The 18814-nt window shown below is 74.0% G+C and carries 17 protein-coding genes; 9 read left to right on the forward strand and 8 right to left on the reverse strand.

Translation table 11 applies throughout. From position 1 onward, the window contains the following. Positions 1-42: 42 nt before the first annotated feature. From ABZ861_RS11345 to ABZ861_RS11360, 4 genes are all read left to right on the forward strand, one after another. Positions 43-1020 (forward strand): NADPH:quinone oxidoreductase family protein, encoded by a 978-nt coding sequence (locus ABZ861_RS11345; protein ID WP_361627385.1) that lies wholly within the window; start codon positions 43-45, stop codon positions 1018-1020. Continuing rightward, positions 1017-2210: an acyl-CoA dehydrogenase family protein gene (locus ABZ861_RS11350; protein WP_361627388.1), complete on the forward strand. Its 1194-nt coding sequence runs from the start codon at positions 1017-1019 to the stop codon at positions 2208-2210. The genes ABZ861_RS11345 and ABZ861_RS11350 overlap by 4 nt, the downstream gene beginning before the upstream one ends. Then, a complete protein-coding gene (locus ABZ861_RS11355; RefSeq protein WP_361627391.1) occupies positions 2207-3307 on the forward strand; it encodes an acyl-CoA dehydrogenase family protein in 1101 nt (366 codons plus the stop codon). The genes ABZ861_RS11350 and ABZ861_RS11355 overlap by 4 nt, the downstream gene beginning before the upstream one ends. A gap of 146 nt (positions 3308-3453) precedes the next feature. Further along, positions 3454-3648 carry a hypothetical protein gene (locus ABZ861_RS11360; protein ID WP_361627394.1) on the forward strand — a complete coding sequence of 65 codons (195 nt, stop codon included), beginning with the start codon at positions 3454-3456 and terminating at the stop codon, positions 3646-3648. An 85-nt stretch (positions 3649-3733) separates the two neighbouring features. Here ABZ861_RS11360 and ABZ861_RS11365 read toward each other — a convergent pair whose 3' ends face one another. Next, a complete protein-coding gene (locus tag ABZ861_RS11365) occupies positions 3734-5875 on the reverse strand; it encodes a SpoIIE family protein phosphatase (protein ID WP_361627397.1) in 2142 nt (713 codons plus the stop codon). A 708-nt stretch (positions 5876-6583) separates the two neighbouring features. Here ABZ861_RS11365 and ABZ861_RS11370 point away from each other — a divergent pair. Continuing rightward, positions 6584-7363: an alpha/beta fold hydrolase gene (locus ABZ861_RS11370; protein WP_361627400.1), complete on the forward strand. Its 780-nt coding sequence runs from the start codon at positions 6584-6586 to the stop codon at positions 7361-7363. Here the strand turns inward: ABZ861_RS11370 and ABZ861_RS11375 are convergent. The 3 genes from ABZ861_RS11375 to xylB all read right to left on the reverse strand — a co-directional run bounded on the left by ABZ861_RS11375 (position 7350) and on the right by xylB (position 11002). Then, positions 7350-7949, reverse strand: a complete 600-nt coding sequence (locus ABZ861_RS11375; protein ID WP_361627403.1) for an N-acetylmuramoyl-L-alanine amidase — start codon at positions 7947-7949, stop codon at positions 7350-7352. The two genes, ABZ861_RS11370 and ABZ861_RS11375, sit on opposite strands and share 14 nt — an antisense overlap. Positions 7950-8293: 344 nt before the next feature. Continuing rightward, a complete protein-coding gene (locus ABZ861_RS11380) occupies positions 8294-9502 on the reverse strand; it encodes an ROK family transcriptional regulator (RefSeq protein ID WP_361627406.1) in 1209 nt (402 codons plus the stop codon). A gap of 57 nt (positions 9503-9559) precedes the next feature. Further along, positions 9560-11002, reverse strand: a complete 1443-nt coding sequence (xylB, locus tag ABZ861_RS11385) for a xylulokinase (protein WP_361627409.1) — start codon at positions 11000-11002, stop codon at positions 9560-9562. Between the two features lie 181 nt (positions 11003-11183). Here xylB and xylA point away from each other — a divergent pair, with 181 nt between their 5' ends. Then, positions 11184-12350, forward strand: coding sequence for a xylose isomerase (xylA, locus tag ABZ861_RS11390; RefSeq protein WP_361627412.1), 1167 nt, complete (start codon positions 11184-11186; stop codon positions 12348-12350). A gap of 57 nt (positions 12351-12407) precedes the next feature. On the opposite strand, the gene ABZ861_RS11395 is transcribed toward xylA, so the two are convergent. Beyond that, positions 12408-13793, reverse strand: coding sequence for an esterase-like activity of phytase family protein (locus ABZ861_RS11395; protein WP_361627414.1), 1386 nt, complete (start codon positions 13791-13793; stop codon positions 12408-12410). Between the two features lie 305 nt (positions 13794-14098). Here ABZ861_RS11395 and ABZ861_RS11400 point away from each other — a divergent pair, with 305 nt between their 5' ends. After that, positions 14099-14281 carry a hypothetical protein gene (locus tag ABZ861_RS11400; RefSeq protein WP_361627416.1) on the forward strand — a complete coding sequence of 61 codons (183 nt, stop codon included), beginning with the start codon at positions 14099-14101 and terminating at the stop codon, positions 14279-14281. Positions 14282-14529: 248 nt separating this feature from the next. Here the strand turns inward: ABZ861_RS11400 and ABZ861_RS11405 are convergent, their stop codons facing one another. From ABZ861_RS11405 to ABZ861_RS11415, 3 genes are all read right to left on the reverse strand, one after another. Further along, positions 14530-15519 carry a hypothetical protein gene (locus ABZ861_RS11405; RefSeq protein WP_361627418.1) on the reverse strand — a complete coding sequence of 330 codons (990 nt, stop codon included), beginning with the start codon at positions 15517-15519 and terminating at the stop codon, positions 14530-14532. Positions 15520-16035: 516 nt separating this feature from the next. Further along, a complete protein-coding gene (locus ABZ861_RS11410) occupies positions 16036-16635 on the reverse strand; it encodes a class I SAM-dependent methyltransferase (protein WP_361627421.1) in 600 nt (199 codons plus the stop codon). Positions 16636-16696: 61 nt separating this feature from the next. Beyond that, positions 16697-17125 (reverse strand): PPOX class F420-dependent oxidoreductase, encoded by a 429-nt coding sequence (locus ABZ861_RS11415; RefSeq protein WP_361627424.1) that lies wholly within the window; start codon positions 17123-17125, stop codon positions 16697-16699. A 93-nt stretch (positions 17126-17218) separates the two neighbouring features. On the opposite strand from ABZ861_RS11415, the gene ABZ861_RS11420 reads away from it, so the two are divergent. Both ABZ861_RS11420 and ABZ861_RS11425 read left to right on the forward strand, forming a co-directional pair. Continuing rightward, the gene (locus ABZ861_RS11420; protein WP_361627427.1) at positions 17219-17632 is read left to right on the forward strand and encodes a roadblock/LC7 domain-containing protein; all 414 of its coding nucleotides are present in this window, start codon (positions 17219-17221) and stop codon (positions 17630-17632) included. Between the two features lie 124 nt (positions 17633-17756). After that, entirely contained in the window at positions 17757-18737 is a 981-nt protein-coding gene (locus ABZ861_RS11425) for a DUF6397 family protein (RefSeq protein WP_361627430.1), read from the forward strand. The last annotated feature ends 77 nt before the right edge of the window (positions 18738-18814 follow it).

The raw sequence follows: 18814 nt of genomic DNA on the forward strand, positions 1-18814 counted from the left end.
AACGGTCCCGGTCAGACGACGCAGTCCCCTGGAGGCGGCGGCATGCAGGCATGGCGAGTGCACGAGAACGGCGAGCCCGGCGAGGTGATGCGCCTGGAGGAGACCGAGCGTCCGGTCCCCGGAGAGGGGCAGGCACTGCTCAGGGTGCGCGCCGCCAGCGTCAACTTCCCCGACGCGCTGCTGTGCCGCGGCCATTACCAGATCCGGCCGCCGCTGCCCTTCACCCCGGGCGTGGAGATCTGCGGCGAGACCGAGGACGGGCGCCGCGTGGTCGTCACTCCCGCGCTGCCGCACGGCGGCTTCGCCGAGTACGCCGTCGCCGACGCCGCCGCGCTGCTGCCCGCCCCCGAGGCGCTGGACGACGCCGAGGCGTCCGCCCTGCACATCGCCTACCAGACGGGCTGGTTCGGACTGCACCGCCGCGCGCGCCTGGAGGCGGGCGAGACGCTGCTCGTGCACGCCGCCGCCGGAGGCGTCGGCAGCGCCGCCGTACAGCTCGGCAAGGCGGCCGGCGCCACGGTCGTCGGCGTCGTCGGCGGCCCGGAGAAGGCCGCCGTCGCGCGGAAGCTGGGCTGCGACGCGGTGATCGACCGGCACGCCGAGGACGTCGTCGCCGCCGTCAAGGAGGCGACCGGCGGCCGGGGCGCCGACGTGATCTACGACCCGGTCGGCGGCGCCGCCTACGCGCAGTCCGCCAAGACCGTCGCCTTCGAGGGCCGGATCGTGGTCGTGGGCTTCGCCAGCGGCGCCATCCCCAGCCCCGCGCTCAACCACGCCCTGGTCAAGAACTACGCGATCCTCGGCCTGCACTGGGGCCTGTACGCCGCCAAGAACCCCGAGCTGGTCCGGCACTGCCACGAGCAGCTCACCGAGCTGGCCTCCCAGGGCGCGATCCGGCCCCTGGTCAGCGAGCGGGCGCCGCTCGCCGGGGCCGCCGACGCCGTACGGCGCGTCGCCGAGGGCGTCACCACCGGCCGCATCGCCGTGCTGCCCGCCCTGGAGAACGGAGCCGCCGCATGACCGACAGCCACCTCGACGCGGCCGGACTGCGCCGCCGCACCCAGGAGTTCCTGGCCGCGCACGACCCGGCGGCCACCGACCGCCTCGACTTCCTGCGGGCCCGCTTCGACGCCGGACTCGCCTGGGTGCACTACCCGGAGGGCCTCGGCGGACTCGGCGCGCCCCGCTCCCTGCAAGCCGTGGTCGACGCCGAACTGGAGGCCGCCGGCGCTCCCGACAACGACCCCCGCCGCATCGGCATCGGCCTGGGCATGGCCGCCCCCACCATCCTGCGCTACGGCTCCGAGGAGCAGCAGCGGCGCTGCCTGCGCCCGTTGTGGACCGGCGAAGAGGTCTGGTGCCAGTTGTTCAGCGAGCCGGGCGCCGGGTCCGACCTGGCCGCCCTGCGCACGCGCGCCGTCCGCGACGCCGACGACTGGGTGGTGGACGGGCAGAAGGTGTGGACCTCCAGCGCCCACCTCGCCCGCTGGGCCATCCTCATCGCTCGCACCGACCCGGATCTGCCCAAGCACCAGGGCATCACCTACTTCCTGTGCGACATGACCGACCCCGGGGTCGAGGTCAGGCCGCTGCGGCAGATCACCGGCGAGGCCGAGTTCAACGAGGTCTTCCTGACCGGTGTGCGCATCCCCGACGCGCGGCGCCTCGGCGAGGTCGGCGACGGCTGGCGGGTCGCCCAGACCACGTTGATGAACGAGCGCGTCTCCATCGGCGGCATGCGGCTGCCCCGCGAGGGCGGCATGATCGGCCCGGTCGCCAGGACTTGGCGCGAGCGGCCCGCGCTGCGCACCCACGACCTCCACCAGCGGCTGCTGAGGCTGTGGACCGAGGCCGAAGTCGCCCGCCTCGCCTCCGAGCGGCTGCGCCAGCAACTCGTCGCCGGACAGCCCGGACCCGAGGGCTCCGGCATGAAGCTCGCGTTCGCCCGCCTCAACCAGGAGATCAGCGGCCTGGAGGTCGAACTGCGCGGCGAGGAGGGGCTTCTGTACGACGACTGGACCCTTCGCCGCCCCGAACTGGTCGACTTCACCGGCCGGGACGCCGGATACCGCTATCTGCGGGCCAAGGGCAACAGCATCGAGGGCGGCACCAGCGAGGTCCTGCTGAACATCGTCGCCGAGCGCGTCCTCGGGCTGCCCGCCGAACCACGCACCGACAAGGATGTCGCCTGGAAGGACCTCGCCCGATGAGCACGCCCAGCACCGCCAGGACCGAGCCCGACCTGCTGTACACGCAGGAGGAGGAGGCGCTGCGCGCCGCCGTCCGCGACCTGCTCACCGACCACTGCGCCCCGGCCGACGTCATCGCCCGCACCGAGACGCAGACGCCGCACGACCTGGCGCTGTGGAAGACCCTCGCCGAGGGCATGGGCCTCGCGGGCCTGCTGGTTCCCGAGGAACTGGGCGGCCAGGGCGCCACGCACCGCGAGGCCGCCGTCGTCCTGGAGGAGCTGGGCCGGGCCGCGGCGCCCGTGCCGTTCCTGACCAGCGCCGTCGTCGCCACCGAGGCGCTGCTCGCCTGCGGCGCCCGCGATCTGCTCGCCGAGCTGGCGTCCGCCTCGGCGATCGGCGTCCTGGCCGTCGGGCTGCATACCGCCCCCACGGCCGCGTTCAGCACGGCCCGTCTCGAAGGCGGTCTCCTGCACGGCGAGTTGACCGGCGTCGCGGACGCCGCCGCCGCGGACGTCCTGCTCGTGCCCGTCGACGACGGCGGCCTGTACGCGGTCGACGCCTCCGCCGTCGCCGTCACCCCCCAGGTGTCGCTGGACGCGACCCGGCCGCTGGCGGCCGTCGCCCTCGACGGCGCCCCCGGCCGCCGCCTCGGCGACGCCGAAACCGCCGTGCGCCGGGCCCTGCGCGCCGGGGCCGGCCTGCTCGCCTCCGAGCAACTCGGCCTCGCCGACTGGACGCTGACAGAGACGGTGCGGTACCTGAAAGAGCGCAAGCAGTTCAACCGCCCGGTCGGCGGCTTCCAGGCGCTCAAGCACCGGCTCGCCGGGCTGTGGCTGGAGGTCGTCAGCCTCCGCGCCGCCGCCCGCAACGCCGCGGACGCGTTCGCCCGGAACGAGGACGTCGACGTGGCCGTGTCCGTCGCACAGTCCTACGCGGCCCCGGTCGCCGTCCGCGCCGCCGAGGAGGCGCTGCAACTGCACGGCGGCATCGGCATGACCTGGGAGCACCCCGTCCACCTCTACCTGAAGCGAGCCAAGGCGGACTCCATCGCCTACGGCACGGCGGGCGCCCACCGCGAGGCGCTGGCCGTCCTGATCGACCTCCAGGCCCCGTGACCGCGCGGCACGGCGGGCGCCGTCGCCTCCGCGCCCCTGGGTAGAACCACTCGTTCGGCGGACATGTCAGCCGCCCGGCCGAACCCTCCGCTGCGCCACACTTGCGGCCGAAAGCCGCGACGTGGGCGTGGCGGAGGAGGTTCACGATGGCCATTTCCATCTCTGCGGTGCTGCTGCTCGCGACCCTCGCGATCATCTTCGTCCGCAACGGCGCGCTGAAGTTCTCGCACGCCCTGGTCTGCGTCCTGCTGGGCTTCCTCCTGGCCGGCTCCAGCATGGCGCCCTCCATTCACGAGGGTCTGACCGCGACCGCCTGGATCGTCGGCGGCCTGCGGCCATGACGTCCCGGCGGCCGAGGACGACGGGGCAGGCGCGGCCGCGACCGAGGACGCCGGATCAGGCGCCGCGGCCGCCGAGGACGCCGGGTCAGGCGTCGGAGTCAGCCCCGCCCGAGTCAGCCCCGTCGGAGTCAGTGCAGCCGGAGTCCTCGCTCAGCGACTGCTCGGCCCAGACCGTCTTGCCCGTCGGCGAGAAGCGCACGCCCCACGCCTGGGCCAACTGCGCGGCGATGAACAGCCCGCGCCCGCCCTCGTCGGCCACCCGGGCATGGCGCAGATGCGGGGCTGCCTGGCCCGTGTCGCGCACCTCGCAGGTCAGCGTGCGGTCGTGGATCAGCCGCACCTCGATGGGCTGCGCCCCGTACCGGATGGCGTTGGTGGCCAGCTCGCTGACGATGACCTCGGTGTTGAAGATCTTCTCCTCGCACACGCCCCACTCGGTGAGCTGCTTGCGGGCCCGGTCCCGGGCCGCGGCCACGGAAGCCCGGTCGTCCTCGAGCCGCCAGAACGCGGTCCGCTCGGCGGGGAAGGCCCGGGTGCGCGCGACGATCACCGCGGGATCGCCCTCGCCCAGTCCCTCCGGCAGGGTGTAGACGATGGCGTCGCACAGGTCTTCCAGCGGCCGCCTCGCGTACTGGGCCGCGGCCCGCGGCGGCCGGGCGGAGCGTGCGAGATAGTCGGTCACCAGCGGGTCGCTGGTGAAGATCAGGACGCTGCCGGGCGGCGCCGCGAACTCGGTGGTCGCGAAGGGCGCGTCCTGCGCCTCGCCCAGCGACGGGCCGACCGGTGCGTCGGGGACGAACGCGTTGCCGTCGGGGTGGATCACGACCGGCGCCAGCCGGCCGGCCGCCGCCATCACACACGTGCACGTCAGGGGGTCGTAGACGGCGTACACGCAGCTCGCGGTCAGCGGCTCCCGGCGCAGCGGATCGCCCGGCGGCAGGCTCGCCCGGCCGGAGGCCAGCTCGGCCGCCGTGTCGTGCAGCCGCGCCAGCAACTCGTCGGGGGAGAGGTCGAACGCGGACAGGGACCGCACCACCGTGCGGAACTGGCCCATCGTGGCCGCCGCGTCCAGACCGCGCCCGGACACGTTGCCGACCACCAGCGCGGTGCGGGCGCCGGACAGCGCGATGGTGTCGTACCAGGCGCCCGGATCGCCGCCGGTCAAGGACAGATAGGCGGTCTCCAGCGACGTGGCCGCATCGGGCCGCCGGGGCAGCAACTGGCGCTGGACGATGGCGGCGATGGTGTGCTCGCGGACGTACCGCCGGGCGTTGTCCACGCAGAGCGCGGTATGGGCGGCCAGCTCCTCGGCGACCTGGCGGTCGCCCCCGTCGAACGGCGGTGACTGCCCCGTGCGGTACAGGCTGACCAGTCCCAGGACCGTGTCGCGCAGCGCCAGCGGCACGGCGAGCAGCGTGTGCGAGAGCGAGGAGTCCATCGCCTCGGCGCGCGCGGGGTCGTACGGCCGCCAGGGGTCGGAGGCGTGCAGCGGCACCATCCGGGGCCGCATGTCAGTGAGGGCCTGGGTGAACGGCGTGGGGCCCGGCAGCCTGCGCACGTCGCCCACCGGATGCGCCTGCGGCGGGCAGGGGTGCACGCTGCGGAAGGCGGTGCGCATCAGCGGGGTGCCCGGCGGCAGCGGCGCCGACGGCGGTTCGCCCCCGCGGATCACCGAGTCCACCACCTCGACGATCGCGATGTCGGCGAACGCCGGGACCACGGCCCCGACCAGTTCCTCGCCGGTCACCACGGGATCCAGGGTCCGTCCCACGGCGCGGCGCACGGCTTCCAGAACCCGGGTGCGGGCACGGGCCCGTTCCCGCTCGGTGACGTCGATCGCGGTGACCGCGACGCCGAGCACCGCTCCGTGGGGCCCCTCCAGACGCAGGGCGGTCACCTCGGCCTCGTGTTCCCTCCGCGGGTCGCCTTTGACGCGGGTCCGGATGACGCGCTGCCACAGAGGCTTCCCGGTCCGCAGCACCTCGCGCAGCGCGGACTCCAGGTCGTCGTCCTCGATGATGTCGTACACGTCGCGCATCGGCCGGCCGATCAGGGTGTCCTCGTCCACGCCCTGCATGAAGGGCGTCGCCGCGTTCAGCCGCACCACCCGCAGATCCGTGTCCAGCAGATGCAGTCCCACCGGCGACCGGGTGAACAGCGCCTCCATCATGGCGGCCGACCTCATGTCCACGTCGTCCGAGGGCCGGTTCGGATCGCCGTATGCCACAGGTACCTCCTTCCGGACACCGACGGCGCCCCGCGCATGCCGCCCGCGCGCCCGGGACGTGCTTCCAGCGTGCGCCGACCACCCGCGTGCCGCACGCGCAACGGACGCGCACGGACGCGCAGGCCGCGGGGGGCGAGGGCCGGGGCGCGCGGCCGGGGAGGGGAGGAGGGGCTTGGGGCGCGGGTGGCGCCGCCCGGCGAGGCTGGGCGGCGCCACCCGCCGGGAGCGCCCGCGGCGGGTGGCCTTTTGGCCCCCTCTGGGCGGGCGGCCGTCCCCAGCGCGCGCTCGCGTCAGGTCCCTCGGGAAGGCGGTCGCGTCAGGCCCCTCGGGAAGGCGGTCGCGTCAGATCCCCTCGGGAAGGCGGTCGCGTCAGGTCCCTTCGGGCAGGCGCTCGCGGAGGAAGGCCGCTCCTCGGAGCCGGAGCCGGAACCGGGGCCGGAGCCGGGGCCGGGGCCGGGGCCGGGGCGGGACCGGGCGCCGCAGCCCGGGTCGGGCATGCGCTGGGCACACGCTGCCACCGCTCCGGTGCGGCGGCGGCCGCCACCCCCCTGTCTCGGCGGCTCTCCGGGCAGCCGCGACAGGGGTGGCGCCCCGGCACGCGCGTCCGGGAGACTGCGGGAGCACAGCCCGCGGTCCGCCGCCGGCCCGCGCCACCGCCGGCGCGCAGGCGGACGCGGGCACCGCCCCGAGGAAGGGAACGGCCGCTCGATGACCACGCTCAGCGATCAGGACCGCCTGTGGATCCGCCGCTACCACCCGCGCCCGGATGCGGCGGTCAGGCTGGTGTGTCTGCCGCACGCGGGCGGCTCCGCGAGCTTCTACCGCCCGGTGTCGGCGGCGGCGCCGCCCTCGGTGGACGTCCTGGCCGTGCAGTACCCGGGGCGCCAGGACAGGCTCGACGAGCCCTGCCTCGCCTCCATCGGCGAACTCGCCGATCGCATCACCTCCGTTCTCCTGCCCCGGACGGACCGTCCCCTGCTCCTGTTCGGCCACAGCATGGGCGCGACCATCGGCTTCGAGGTCGCCTGCCGTCTCGAACGCGACCACGGCGTCGTCCCGCACGGCCTGTTCGTCTCCGCCCGCCGCGCCCCCTCCTGCCCGCACGGCGGCACCGTCCACCAGCGCGACGACGAGGGAGTCGTCGAAGAGATGCGGCGGCTGAGCGGCACCGACGCCGCCGTGTTCGACGACCCCGAGATCCTGCGCATGGCGATGCCCGCCATCCGTGCGGACTACCAAGCCGTCGAGACCTACGCCTATGAACCGGGCCCGAACCTGCGCTGCCCGGTCTGGAGCCTGGCCGGCGACGACGATCCCAAGGTGACCCTCGACGAGGCCCGCGCCTGGTCCGGGCACACCGACGGCCCCTTCGAGTTCCACTCCTTCGACGGCGGCCACTTCTACCTGAACGACCATCAGGAAGCGGTCCTCGACCTGATCACGGCACGGGCGGCGGCGACCGCGCCGACCGGGATCAGCCGAGGTTGACGAGTCTTATGTAGCGCACCCAGTCCCACTGCGGCCCCGGATCGGTGTGGTCCGTGCCGGGCACTTCGTAGTGGCCGATGATGTGGGTCCGGTCCTTGGGGATCCCGTAGCGTTCGCAGACCGCCGCGGTGAGTCTGGCCGACTGCGTGTACAGGGCGTCGGTGAAGTAGGAGGGCTGGTCCACCCAGCCCTCGTGCTCGATGCCGACGCTGCGCGTGTTGTAGCCCCAGTTGCCCGCGTGCCAGGCGATGTCCGCCTCGCGCACGCACTGCGCGACATGTCCGTCGGCGGATCGGACGAGGTAGTGCGCGGACACCTTCTTCTGCGGGTTCTGGAAGATGGCGAGGGTGTCGGCGTACGTCTCCTGGGTGACGTGGATGATCACCCGGTCGAGCGAGTAGCCGGCAGGCCGGGTGGACGCCGTGTAGTTGGCGCTGTCCGCCGGCTGCCATTCGGCGGGCGGATAGTCGGTGCTGTCGGGCTGGGCGTCGGCTCGGGGGAGGGGGAGTAAGGCGTAGGGGACGGCGGCGAGGGCGGCGCCTTTCAGGATCCGCCGTCGGCTGGGCTGGAATGCGGCCTGGGTCATGGGGATGCCTTTCTCGTGCTCTCGTGGGGTGCGTGTGCCGTGAAGGGATCCGTCGTCGTCGTGATCTGCTGCTCGGTGCGGGGGAGTTGCGTCCGTGCTCGGCCGGCCGGTTGCGGTGGAGCCGGCCGCACACGGCGGGGAGGTGGAGCGGACGGTCGCGCGGCCGCTGCGGGAACGGCGCCGTGACCGCGTGCGACGCGCGTCACCGTCTGGCGCCCGGTTCGGCGTTCGCGTGCATCACGGTACGTGTGCCCGGGGGTGCGCTGAAGAGGGCGGCGGCGATCGGTGGACGCGTCGCCGATTGTGGATGAATCCGCCACTCCGACGAGTGAAGTGAGCCTGATTCAGCGCCGTTCGGCCACAGCCGCCGGGTCGTCGAGGACGGCGCGCAGCACCGCGTGCGCGGCGCCCAGCAAGGGGCCCTGCGGACCCAGACGGGAGACCGACACGGGACAGGCCGCTCCCGAGGTGCGCCGCGCCAGTTCGGCTTCCAGCGACGGCATGAGCCAGGGCGCGAGTTCGGCCAGCGCGCCGCCCAGCACGACGGCCTCGGGGTCGAGCAGGTTCACCGCGCCGGTCAGGGCGGTGCCGAGCGCCGTACCCGCCTCGCGCAGCGACCGCCGTGCGGCGTCGTCGCCCGCGGCGGCCCGGGTGGCGAGCAGTCCGACGCCGCCCTCGCCCGGCGCCAGCCCGGCCGCCCGCAGCACGGCTTCCTCGCCCGCGTACTGCTCCAGGCAGCCGCGCCCGCCGCAGGGGCACGTGGGGCCCTCCGGCTCGACCGGCATGTGCCCCAGTTCGCCCGCGAAGCCCCGGGTTCCGCGCAGCAGGCGCCCGTCGACCACCACCGCGCCGCCGATGCCGATCTCCGCCGACACGTGCAGGAAGTCGTGCGGCGTGCCGTCGCCGAGCCAGAGTTCGGCCAGCGCGCCGAAGTTCGCCTCGTTGTCCACGACCGGGGCCGGGTCGCCGGGCAGCAGGGCGGCCAGATCGGTGTCGTGCCAGTCGAGGTTGGGGGCCCGCACGACCGTCCGGCCGTCCCGCGCGACCAGGCCCGGCACGGCGACGGCCAGGCCCGCCGGGCGCAGGCCCTGCCCCTCGGCCTCGGCGACGACCTGCGCTATCAGCACGGTGAGATCCTTCGCCACCGGCTCGGCGGGGCGTCCGCGGTTCGTTCCGTGCCGCATCGCCCGCGCCCGGACCCGGCCGCGCAGATCGACCACGCAGGCCGCCAGATGGTCGACGCCCACCTCGGCGCCGACCCCGGCCGGACCGCTCCCGCTGACGGTGAGCGCCGAACCGGGGCGGCCGACCCGCCGGGGACGCTCGGGCCCCAGCTCCTCCAGCAGGCCGGAGCGGACCAGTTCGTCGACGAGGGTCGAGACCGCCGCCCGGGTCAGCCCGATGCGGGAGGCGACCGCGGCACGGGACAGCGGTCCCTCCGCGCTGACCGTGTGCATCACCCGGGCCAGGTTGCGGCGGCGCATGCCCTGCTGGGTGTCGGGCAGCGCGCGTCCGCGACCGGAGGGGCGGGGCTCGTGCAGCGGTGCGGTCATGCCTTTCGTCGTCCTAGGTCGGTGTCTGCGGCGGCGCCCGCCGGTGCGGTCAGGGGGTCAGCGGTCTCGGGAAGCCGGCGCCAGGAGCGGGGCCGCGTCGGAGAGTACCCCGGAGATCCTCGCCAGCGTCTCCTCGTCGCGGGGCACGGCGTCGAGGACCGGTCCCTCGGCCGTCCGCCAGCGGCGAGCGACCGCGGCCGGGTCCTCGCCGGTGAGCAGCCCCGCCGCCTGCGCCGCGGCGCCCAGGGCCACCAGCTCCCGGGCCTGCGGCACCTGGACCGGCCGCCCGGACAGCCGCCGCACCGTCTGCTGCCAGGCGGCGCCCCGCGCGCCGCCGCCGATCAGCAGCAGGGGAGCGGTGCGGTCGGCGTCCTGGTCGAGCACCCGGTCCAGCGCGCCGAGCAGGGCGTGGACGGCGCCGTCGTAGGCGGCCTGCAAGAGCTGTCCGGCGGTCGTGTCGTGGCGCCAGCCGTGCACCAGCCCGGAGGCGCCGGGGAGGTTAGGGGTGCGTTCGCCGTCCAGGTAGGGGAGCAGCGTGACCGCGCCGCCGGGTTCGACGGCCTCACGGTCGCGGCCGAGCAGGGCGGCGACGCGGTCGACGGCGAGCGTGCAGTTGAGCGTGCAGGCGAGCGGGAGCCAGTCGCCCCGAGCGTCGGCGAAGCCCGCCACGGTGCCGGTCGGATCGGCCGGGCGGTGCTCCGAGACCGCGTACACGGTGCCGGACGTGCCCAGGCTCAGCACCGGCGTGCCCGGCCGCAGGCCGAGGCCCAGCGCGGCGGCGGCGTTGTCGCCGGTGCCGGACGCGACCAAGGTGCCCTTGGAGAACGGCAGACCGTGATCGCGCACCGTTCCGGCCACCTCGCCGGGCCGCACCACGCGCGGCAGCAGTTTCGGTTCGAGCCCGACCCGGGCCAGCACCTCCTCGTCGTACGCCTCGGTCGCCGACGTCCACCAGCCCGTTCCGGAGGCGTCGCCCCGGTCCGTGGCGGCCACGCCGGTCAGGCGTTCGGTGAGGTAGTCGTGGGGGAGGCGCACCGCGGCCGCCGACCGCGCGGCCTCCGGCTCGTTCTCGGCGAGCCACGCCCACTTGGCGATGGTGAAGGACGCGCCGGGCACGCTTCCGGTGCGCTCCGCCCACACGGCCGGGCCGCCGAGGTCCCGCACCAGCCGGCTCGCCTGCGGCGCCGAGCGCACGTCGTTCCACAGCAGCGCCGGCCGCACCGGGTCCCCGTCGGCGTCCAGGACGACGAGCCCGTGCTGCTGACCGGCCACCGACACCGCGGCGGCCTCGTGCGCGGCCTCTCCGCACTGGTCCAGCGCCGTGCACAGGGCGTCCCACCACTGACGCGGGTCGCTCTCCCGGCCGGCGCCCGCGGACACGGTGTGCGGCGCCTGACCGCTGGCGACGACCTCGCCGGTGGCCGCGTCGACCACGAGCACCTTGGTGGACTGGGTGGACGAGTCCACACCGACGACGAGCGGACCCTCTGCTGCTGACATCGGCTCTCCCTCAACTCTCCGCGGCTCGCGGGTTCTTGGCATCAGGTGTCACACGGCGGGGGTCGGCGAGCCCTGCCGTCACGCCGGACGGCGCTCCCCTGTCCCTTCCCAGGGACGCGTCGGCATACTAATTTGTAAATCGCCCTGACGAAATAGGCGTCAACCAGCGAGGAGTCGCGGCATGAGCTACCAGCCCACCCCCGAGGACAGGTTCACCTTCGGCCTGTGGACCGTCGGCTGGCAGGGACGGGACCCGTTCGGCGACGCCACGCGCCGCGCCCTCGACCCGGTCGAGACGGTGCAGCGCCTGGCCGGGCTCGGCGCGCACGGAGTGACCTTCCACGACGACGACCTGATCCCGTTCGGGTCCTCCGAGAGCGAACGCGAATCGCACGTCAAGCGGTTCCGGCAGGCCCTGGACGCGACCGGCATGACCGTGCCGATGGCCACCACCAACCTCTTCACGCACCCGGTCTTCAAAGACGGCGCCTTCACCGCCAACGACCGCGACGTCCGCCGCTACGCGCTGCGCAAGACCATCCGCAACATCGACCTGGCGGCAGAGCTGGGCGCCAGGACCTACGTCGCCTGGGGCGGCCGCGAGGGCGCGGAGTCCGGCGCCGCCAAGGACGTCCGCGTGGCACTGGACCGCATGAAGGAGGCATTCGACCTCCTCGGCGAGTACGTCACCGCCCAGGGCTACGACCTCCGCTTCGCCATCGAGCCCAAGCCGAACGAGCCGCGCGGCGACATCCTGCTTCCCACCGTCGGCCACGCGCTGGCGTTCATCGAGCGCCTGGAGCGCCCCGAGCTGTTCGGCGTCAACCCCGAGGTGGGCCACGAGCAGATGGCCGGCCTGAACTTCCCGCACGGCATCGCCCAGGCGCTGTGGGCGGGCAAGCTCTTCCACATCGACCTCAACGGCCAGTCCGGCGCCAAGTACGACCAGGATCTGCGCTTCGGCGCCGGCGATCTGCGCGCCGCCTTCTGGCTGGTCGACCTCTTGGAGGACGCCGGATACGAGGGCCCGCGCCACTTCGACTTCAAGCCGCCGCGCACCGAGGACCTGGACGGCGTGTGGGCGTCCGCGGCCGGCTGCATGCGCACCTACCTCATCCTCAAGGAGCGCGCCGCCGCGTTCCGTGCCGACCCGGAGGTCCAGGAGGCCCTGCGCGCCTCACGCCTCGACGAACTGGCGCAGCCGACGGCCGCCGACGGCCTCCAGGCGCTGCTCGCGGACCGCGCCGCCTTCGAGGACTTCGACGCGGAGGCCGCCGGCGCGCGCGGGATGGGCTTCGAGCGGCTGGACCAGTTGGCGATGGACCACCTGCTGGCCGCCCGGGGCTGACAACAGACCGGGGCTGGGGGCACGCGCGCGTGCCCCCAGCCCCGGTCGCTCAGGCCGTCAGATGCGATGCGGCAGCCGCACGTACGCCACCTCGGTCTCCACGCCGCTGTCCACCAGCCGGCCCTGCGCGTCGAACGCGCCCGCGCCGTCCGTCATCCCGAAGTCGTTGTCATTGATGACGGCGAGCGTGCGGTCGTCCACGCGCGCGATGCCCTCGATCTTCCCGGGCACCCCCGCGACCGGCCCCAGGTCGACGACCAGGCGCTTGGCGAGCACCGGCACTCCGGAGGCCGCCGGGTCGGCGAGCTGCTCCAGGGACGGGGAGGTGCTGTCGTCGTCCCACCGGCCGCCCAGGATGTCCGCCCCGCGCCCCAGCCGCACTTCCTGCACGCGCGCGGCCTTGTCGGTGCGCTCCTCGACCAGCAGCCGGTCGCGGCCCACGGCGACCACCGAGGAGATCTTCAGCTCGGAGGTGTCGTCCTCGCTCGGATCGACGACGTTCACCGGGTCGAAGCGGTACGCGTACTCCGCCGTGACGGCCCGCTTCCCAGGGGAGAAGCGCAGCAGCCGCGTCGTGCGCGAGGCGTCCCCGGCGTCCCCGTCGGGCAGGGACAGCGGGCTCTGCAGGGCCATCACCAGGTCCCCGCCGGGAAGCAGAGCGAGTCCCTCGAAGCCGCGGTTGATCTTCCGGTGCAGCAGGATGGACGGCAGCGCCTCCACCACTGGATAGTCGGCGCCCTTCAGCCCGAGCCCCTTGGGCACGTAGCGCGCGAGAACTCGCCCGCGCGCGGAGACGTGCACCAGGGAAGGCCCGTACTCGTCGACGAGCCAGAAGGAGCCGTCCCGCGTCCGCACGATCCCCTCGGTGTCCAGCCCGTTCGGGTCGTACGCGAGCGGCGTCTGGGCGTCGTAGGAGTACGGCGCCTCGTCGCGCCCCTCCTGGTCGGGCAGCCCGGTGACGGGCTTGCCGGAGGACGTGGTGAGGGGGAGCGCGCGGAGCACCTGGATGTGGTCGCCGCACACCCGGATCTTCACGATCGCCGGATCGAAACCGGGCACCGGGAAGGTGCGGCGCTTCTTGCCGTCTATCTTGATCTGGCCGTTCGGCCCGCGGTCTGTGATCGTCCAGAACTCGCCCTTGCGTCCCGCCGGCCAGATGTCGCTGCCGATGCCGCCGAGGTCCACGCCCCGGTCGTCGTCGACGCTTCCGGGCAGCAGCGCGTTGCTGAACGCGCCGAGCGGGATGTCGCCGAGCGTCGCCGTGTGGATCACGCGCGCCTCACCGGCGGGCGTCTGTCCGCCGTGTTCCGCGCCGGAATCAGCCGGTACCCGGGAACCGGCCGCCGCCGGGACCGCTGCTGCGAGCGCGGCCAGCAGGGCGATCGGAAGCGCGGCCGCGAGCGGGCGCTGGACGCGGCGCCGACGGGGGGCGTGCGTGGACATCAAACCTCCTGCGAGACAACTACGGTGACTGTGGCCAGAATTGGTGCTCTTGCCGAACGCCGGTCGACGCGGAGGTGACGGCCCGGCATCCGCTGCCCGTCGGCTGGGCGGGCGGCGCGCGGCGACGGCGGCGCGGCTGCGTCTCGGCGCGCGGGGGAGCGCTGGGCGCTGACCGGGAGCCGACCTGTAGCCGACCCGTAGGGGACGCGGGTAGGGGGTGTCTCAGGGGTATGGGTCGGAACGGCGGGAGCCGCGTAGGCGTTCCCATGACAGAGAGCCGGCAGCGGCTGAAGAGGAGGCGACAGATGTCGAAGAGCGCGAAGATCGCCGCAGGCGGTGTGGTGGTCGGCCTGGTTCTGCTGATCTGGCTGCCCGTATGGGCCGTCGTCCTGATAGTCCTGGGAGTTCCGGCCGCTGCTTACCTTGCGCTGGACCCTTCGCAGCGGCGCAGGTTGCGCCGTGTCACCCGCAAGGAGGTCGGTCGCTGACGGCCGCCCCTGCCGCCCACCCCTGCCGCCCGGGAGGCGATCGACGCCCGGGGGACGGGGCAGGCGCGTCCGCGGCCGGTCCGTCCTGGTGCCGCACCGTCCCGTCGCGGGCGCTGCGCGGCTGGGCCTGCCCGGTGCCGGTTCAAGTGGTTGCTCCCGCTCGCTCGGAGCGACGGCTCGGCAGGGGCACCTGACCTGCGCAGGCTGTGGGGCGCTCCGGAAGATCGGCGGATCGACCAGTCGGCGGATCAGCTAGGCCGCACCGCGAGCTTGTCCAGGGCGTGGAGCAGGCCGGGCAGCTCCGGCCCTCGGCCGACCGGCAGCACCTCGCCGGGCTTCTCGTCGAGGAGGACGAAGGCGATGTCGTCGGTGCGCGCCACCATCGACCAGCCGGGCCCGTCGGCCCGCAACGTCCGCGCGTCACCCGGCGCGAACGACGAGCGGACGCGCCCCAGCGGCGGCGGGGAGTCGACGTAGGCGCGGGCCTGCTCCAGCACGCGCCGAACGCCGCCATGGCCTGACGGCACGGCTTCTGCGGCGTTCACGGCCGCTGCCGCTGCCGCTGCCGCATCTGTAGCCGTAGCCGTAGCCGTAGCCGTAGCCGTAGAGCCTTGTCCGTCCTGCCCCTTCCGCGCCTCCTGCCCGTCCAGCCCCTGCGGCCCCTCCGGTCCGTCCCGCCGTTCCGCTCCCTGCTGTGCGTCCTGAGCCGGACCGGCCGAGCCGCCCGGTGCGACGAAGGCGCTGTCGTCGATCTGCTCTCGCCAGGCCGCCCACTGAAGGGCGATCTCGTCGGCGCCCAGCCGGCGCTGTGCCGGTCCCCATACGCTGGTGTCCGGAGGTGCGAGCGTAGGGCCGTCCGACAGCCCCGGGACGGGATCGTGCGGCGCCGGCACGTCAGGCGCGGCCACGGCGACGGCCAGGGGCCAGCCGGGCAGCGCGGCGACGACCGAGCGTTCGTCGGGCGACAGGTCGTACTCCATGCCGCAGTCCCAGGAGGCGATGGCCACGGCCACCATCGACACGTCGTCGATGGCGACCGTCCACCGCGCCCCTACGCCGTCCTGGCCGAGCACCAAGCCGTAGCCCTCGGACAGCGGCGCCAGGCCGAGAGCCGCGCAGGCTTCCGGATAGTCGTCGCCCAGCACACTCGGGAACTGCGCCGGCGTCAGCAGTACCGCCGTGAGTACGTAGAGCGCGTCATCCGCGGCGGCGACGGCTTCCTCATCCGTCCCAGCCATCCCAGCCTCCCCATCGATCGTCCGACGGCGCGCACCTTAGTGCCAGGAGATGGCAGTTGTCACGGCTTCGGTCGCCGCCCGGACCTGCTGTTCTCCGGCCGGACAGGGGCGAAACGGCCGTGTTCGCGACGGATCTGGCGCCTTCGCCGAGGATGTGTTCACCGCCCACGTGCTGTTCCGGCACGGCTTGTCCGTCAGGCGGCGGGCGCGGTGCGGCCGGGTCTGCGGCTGGTGCCACCGCGTCGAGGGGCTCGACGTCAGCGGGCGGCGCCGTCCAGAGAATCGAGCGTGCCGCGCAGCGGGGCGTGTAGTGACTGCGCCGGGTGCCAGGCGCCAGGCACGACATCATGTCCGACGACCCGAAGGCGTTCGCGGCGGTTGTCGCGGGCGAGGCACGACGGCCGTCCAAGCCACGGTGCCGGAAGCGGAAGCGGAAGCGGAAGCGGAAGCGGAAGCGGAAGCGGAAGCAGAAGCAGGGGCAGGGGCAGGCTCAGGAGCGGATGCGCGCCGCCGGGCTCAGCCGTCGCGCACGGCCAGCGCCAGGAAACGGGCGTCCTCGTCCGTGTAGGACGTCATGCGCCATCCCGCACCGGCCAGCAGCGCCCGGAGGCGGGGTTCCTCGCGCAGGTCGTCCTGTGTGATCTGCCGGCCCTGACGCGCCGCCAGGGCCGCCCGGCCGAGCGGGTGGAACAGCGCCAGCACACCGCCGGGCCGCACCACCCGCCGCAGCTCCCGCAGATTCTCGGCGGGCTGAGGCAAGTGCGCGACGAGACCTGCGGCGAACACGGCGTCGAAGGCTCCCGACGCCACCGGCAGCGCGCTGACGTCGGCGAGCAGCAGCCGTCCCGCCGCCTGACGGCCTGCCCGCAGCGCGGCCTGGAGCATGGCCGGGGTCAGGTCGACGCCCACGACGACCCCCGAGGGGCCGACGGCCGCGCGCAGCGGCGGCAGCGCCCGGCCGGTGCCGCACCCGGCGTCGAGCACGCGGTCGCCCGCGCTCAGGCCCAGCTCGGCTACCGCGGCCTCGAACGCGGGGCCGTCGGCTGGGAACTTGCTGTCCCAGTCGGCGGCGCGGGCGGTGAAGAACTCCTGGACGAAGGCGCGGTCCTCGCTCATGTCCGCATGATCTCCCGAACCGGTCGGCCTCCGCAGGCGGCGAGCCAGCCGTCCCCCGGCCTCAGTCCGCGAGGTCCCGGAACGCCACGACCTTGTCGACCGTCATCCGGACCAGGAGTTCCCCCGGCACGCCGTTGCGGGCGCCGAACTCCTCGGCCCGGTCCTCGCCCATGTAGCGGGCGCTGATCCGGGTTGCCCACCGCCGCAGCTCGTCGGCGTCTTCCGACAGCCGGGCCCGGCCGTTCAGCACCACGAAGCCGAACGGCGGCCGGTCGTCGTCCACGCACAGCGCTACCCGGCCGTCACGCTCCAGATTGCGCCCCTTCACCGTGTCCTTGCCCGTGTTGAACACCACGTCGTCACCGTCGAGCAGGAACCAGATCGGAGCGACGTGAGGGCTCCCGTCGGCCCGGACGGTCGACAGCTTCCCGGTGCGGGTGCCGTCCATGACGAACGCCCGCCACTCCTCATCGGTCATCTTGTGTGCCATGTCCCCATCCTCCTTGCCGCACCGACGACGGTGGTGAAGGCTTGCGGGAGATCCTCCGGCAAAGGGGGATACATCACGGGGGGAGACGGCATCATGGCGCCCAACCAGACACTCGGCTGGCTGCTCGACAATCTGACCGAGCGCGTGGAGGACGTACGGCACGCCCTGGTCCTGTCCAACGACGGGCTGGTCACCGGCGCGAGCACCGGACTGCGGCGCGAGGACGCGGAGCATCTGGCGGCCGTCGCCTCCGGACTGCACAGCCTCGCCAAGGGGTCGGGCCGCCATTTCGGCGCCGGCGGCGTGCGCCAGACGATGGTCGAGTTCGACGAGGCCGTGCTGTTCGTGACCGCTGCGGGCACCTCTAGCTGCCTGTGCGTGCTCAGCGGCGCGCAGGCCGACTTCGGACTGATCGCCTACGAGATGACGTTGCTCGTGAACCGCGTCGGCGAACATCTCGACGTGGACGCCCGCCAACCCGGCGAACATCCTTCAACTGACCTCTGAACAGCTCTTTCGTGGTCTCCCGTGGAGTTATCCACAGGGTCGAGCCGAGATCGTCGACAGCGGCTACGGTCTTTCCCAGGTGAGCGCGAACGGCGCGCACCACACGAACCACGGGGGCAGGACCATGTCCGGCAACAGCATCGCCCATTCCGCCACGACCGCGACTCCGCCCGTCGCCGGGACGTGCGAGACGCCCGTCACCCCGGGCCGGGCGACTCGTGAACTGGGTCTGAAGCGCAGCGAGTTCGACTTGTCCGTGCAACTCGGCCACATCCGCATGCTTCCCGACGAGGGCGGCGGCGGTCCACGGGTCGCCCGCGCCGAGATGGAGCGGCTGCGCTCCCAGGAGGGCTTCCCGGAGACACTGCGCGAGCGTGTCAGGACCGTCGGAACCCAGGACGCCGCGCGGATCCTTCAGGTCACCCCGGCCAGATTCACGCGCCTGGCCCGCCTCGGCCTGCTCGTCCCGATCGCGTTCTACCTCAACCGCTACCGGACCACCGTCTGGCTCTACCTGGCTCAGGACATCGCTGAGTTCGCCGACGACGAGAAGCACGTCCCGCTGCTCAAGCGGCCCTTCCCCGAAGGACTGCGAGACCAGTTGGGCGCCGGCCTCGACCTGCGCGCCCGCAACTGGCGAGGGCGGCGCCTCGGCCTGCTGCTGCGGCGGAGCGACGGCCCCTGGGAGCGTGCGGCGGCTGTCGCCTCCCTGCTCGACCCGCTCCAGCTCGCGGAGACCGTCCGCGACCCCTGGGAACGCGCCCATCTCAACCGCTTCCACACCCGGCCGCCCGTCCCCGGCCTACCCGGTTCGCCCGCCGCGCACCTCGCCGAGCAGATCATGACGGCCCAAGACCGGGACGAGATCGACTGGCTCCGGGCCGACCTGGCGCGCGCGGTGGACGAGGCGCGAACCCATCAGCCTGCGCCCCGCCCCGCTCAGGCCGTCGCACAGTCCCCGCACACCGGGCGACAGGCCCGGCGGTCGACCGGGCGACCGAGTCGGCCACCGGAGCGACCCGGGCCGTCCCGCCCGCGAGCCCGCCCGGACCGCGGCAGCCGGACGCACGGCCTGCTGGGGCGGCTCCTGCGAAGAAGCGTCTGAACGGCGTCTGAAGCAAGGACCGCCGAGCGTCAGGGACCGGCGGCGCCGCCCGACCGGGCCCGAGGTGACGCCCCCGC

Origin of the sequence: Streptomyces sp. NPDC046985, from assembly GCF_040644415.1 — a bacterium.
Lineage (GTDB): Bacteria > Actinomycetota > Actinomycetes > Streptomycetales > Streptomycetaceae > Streptomyces.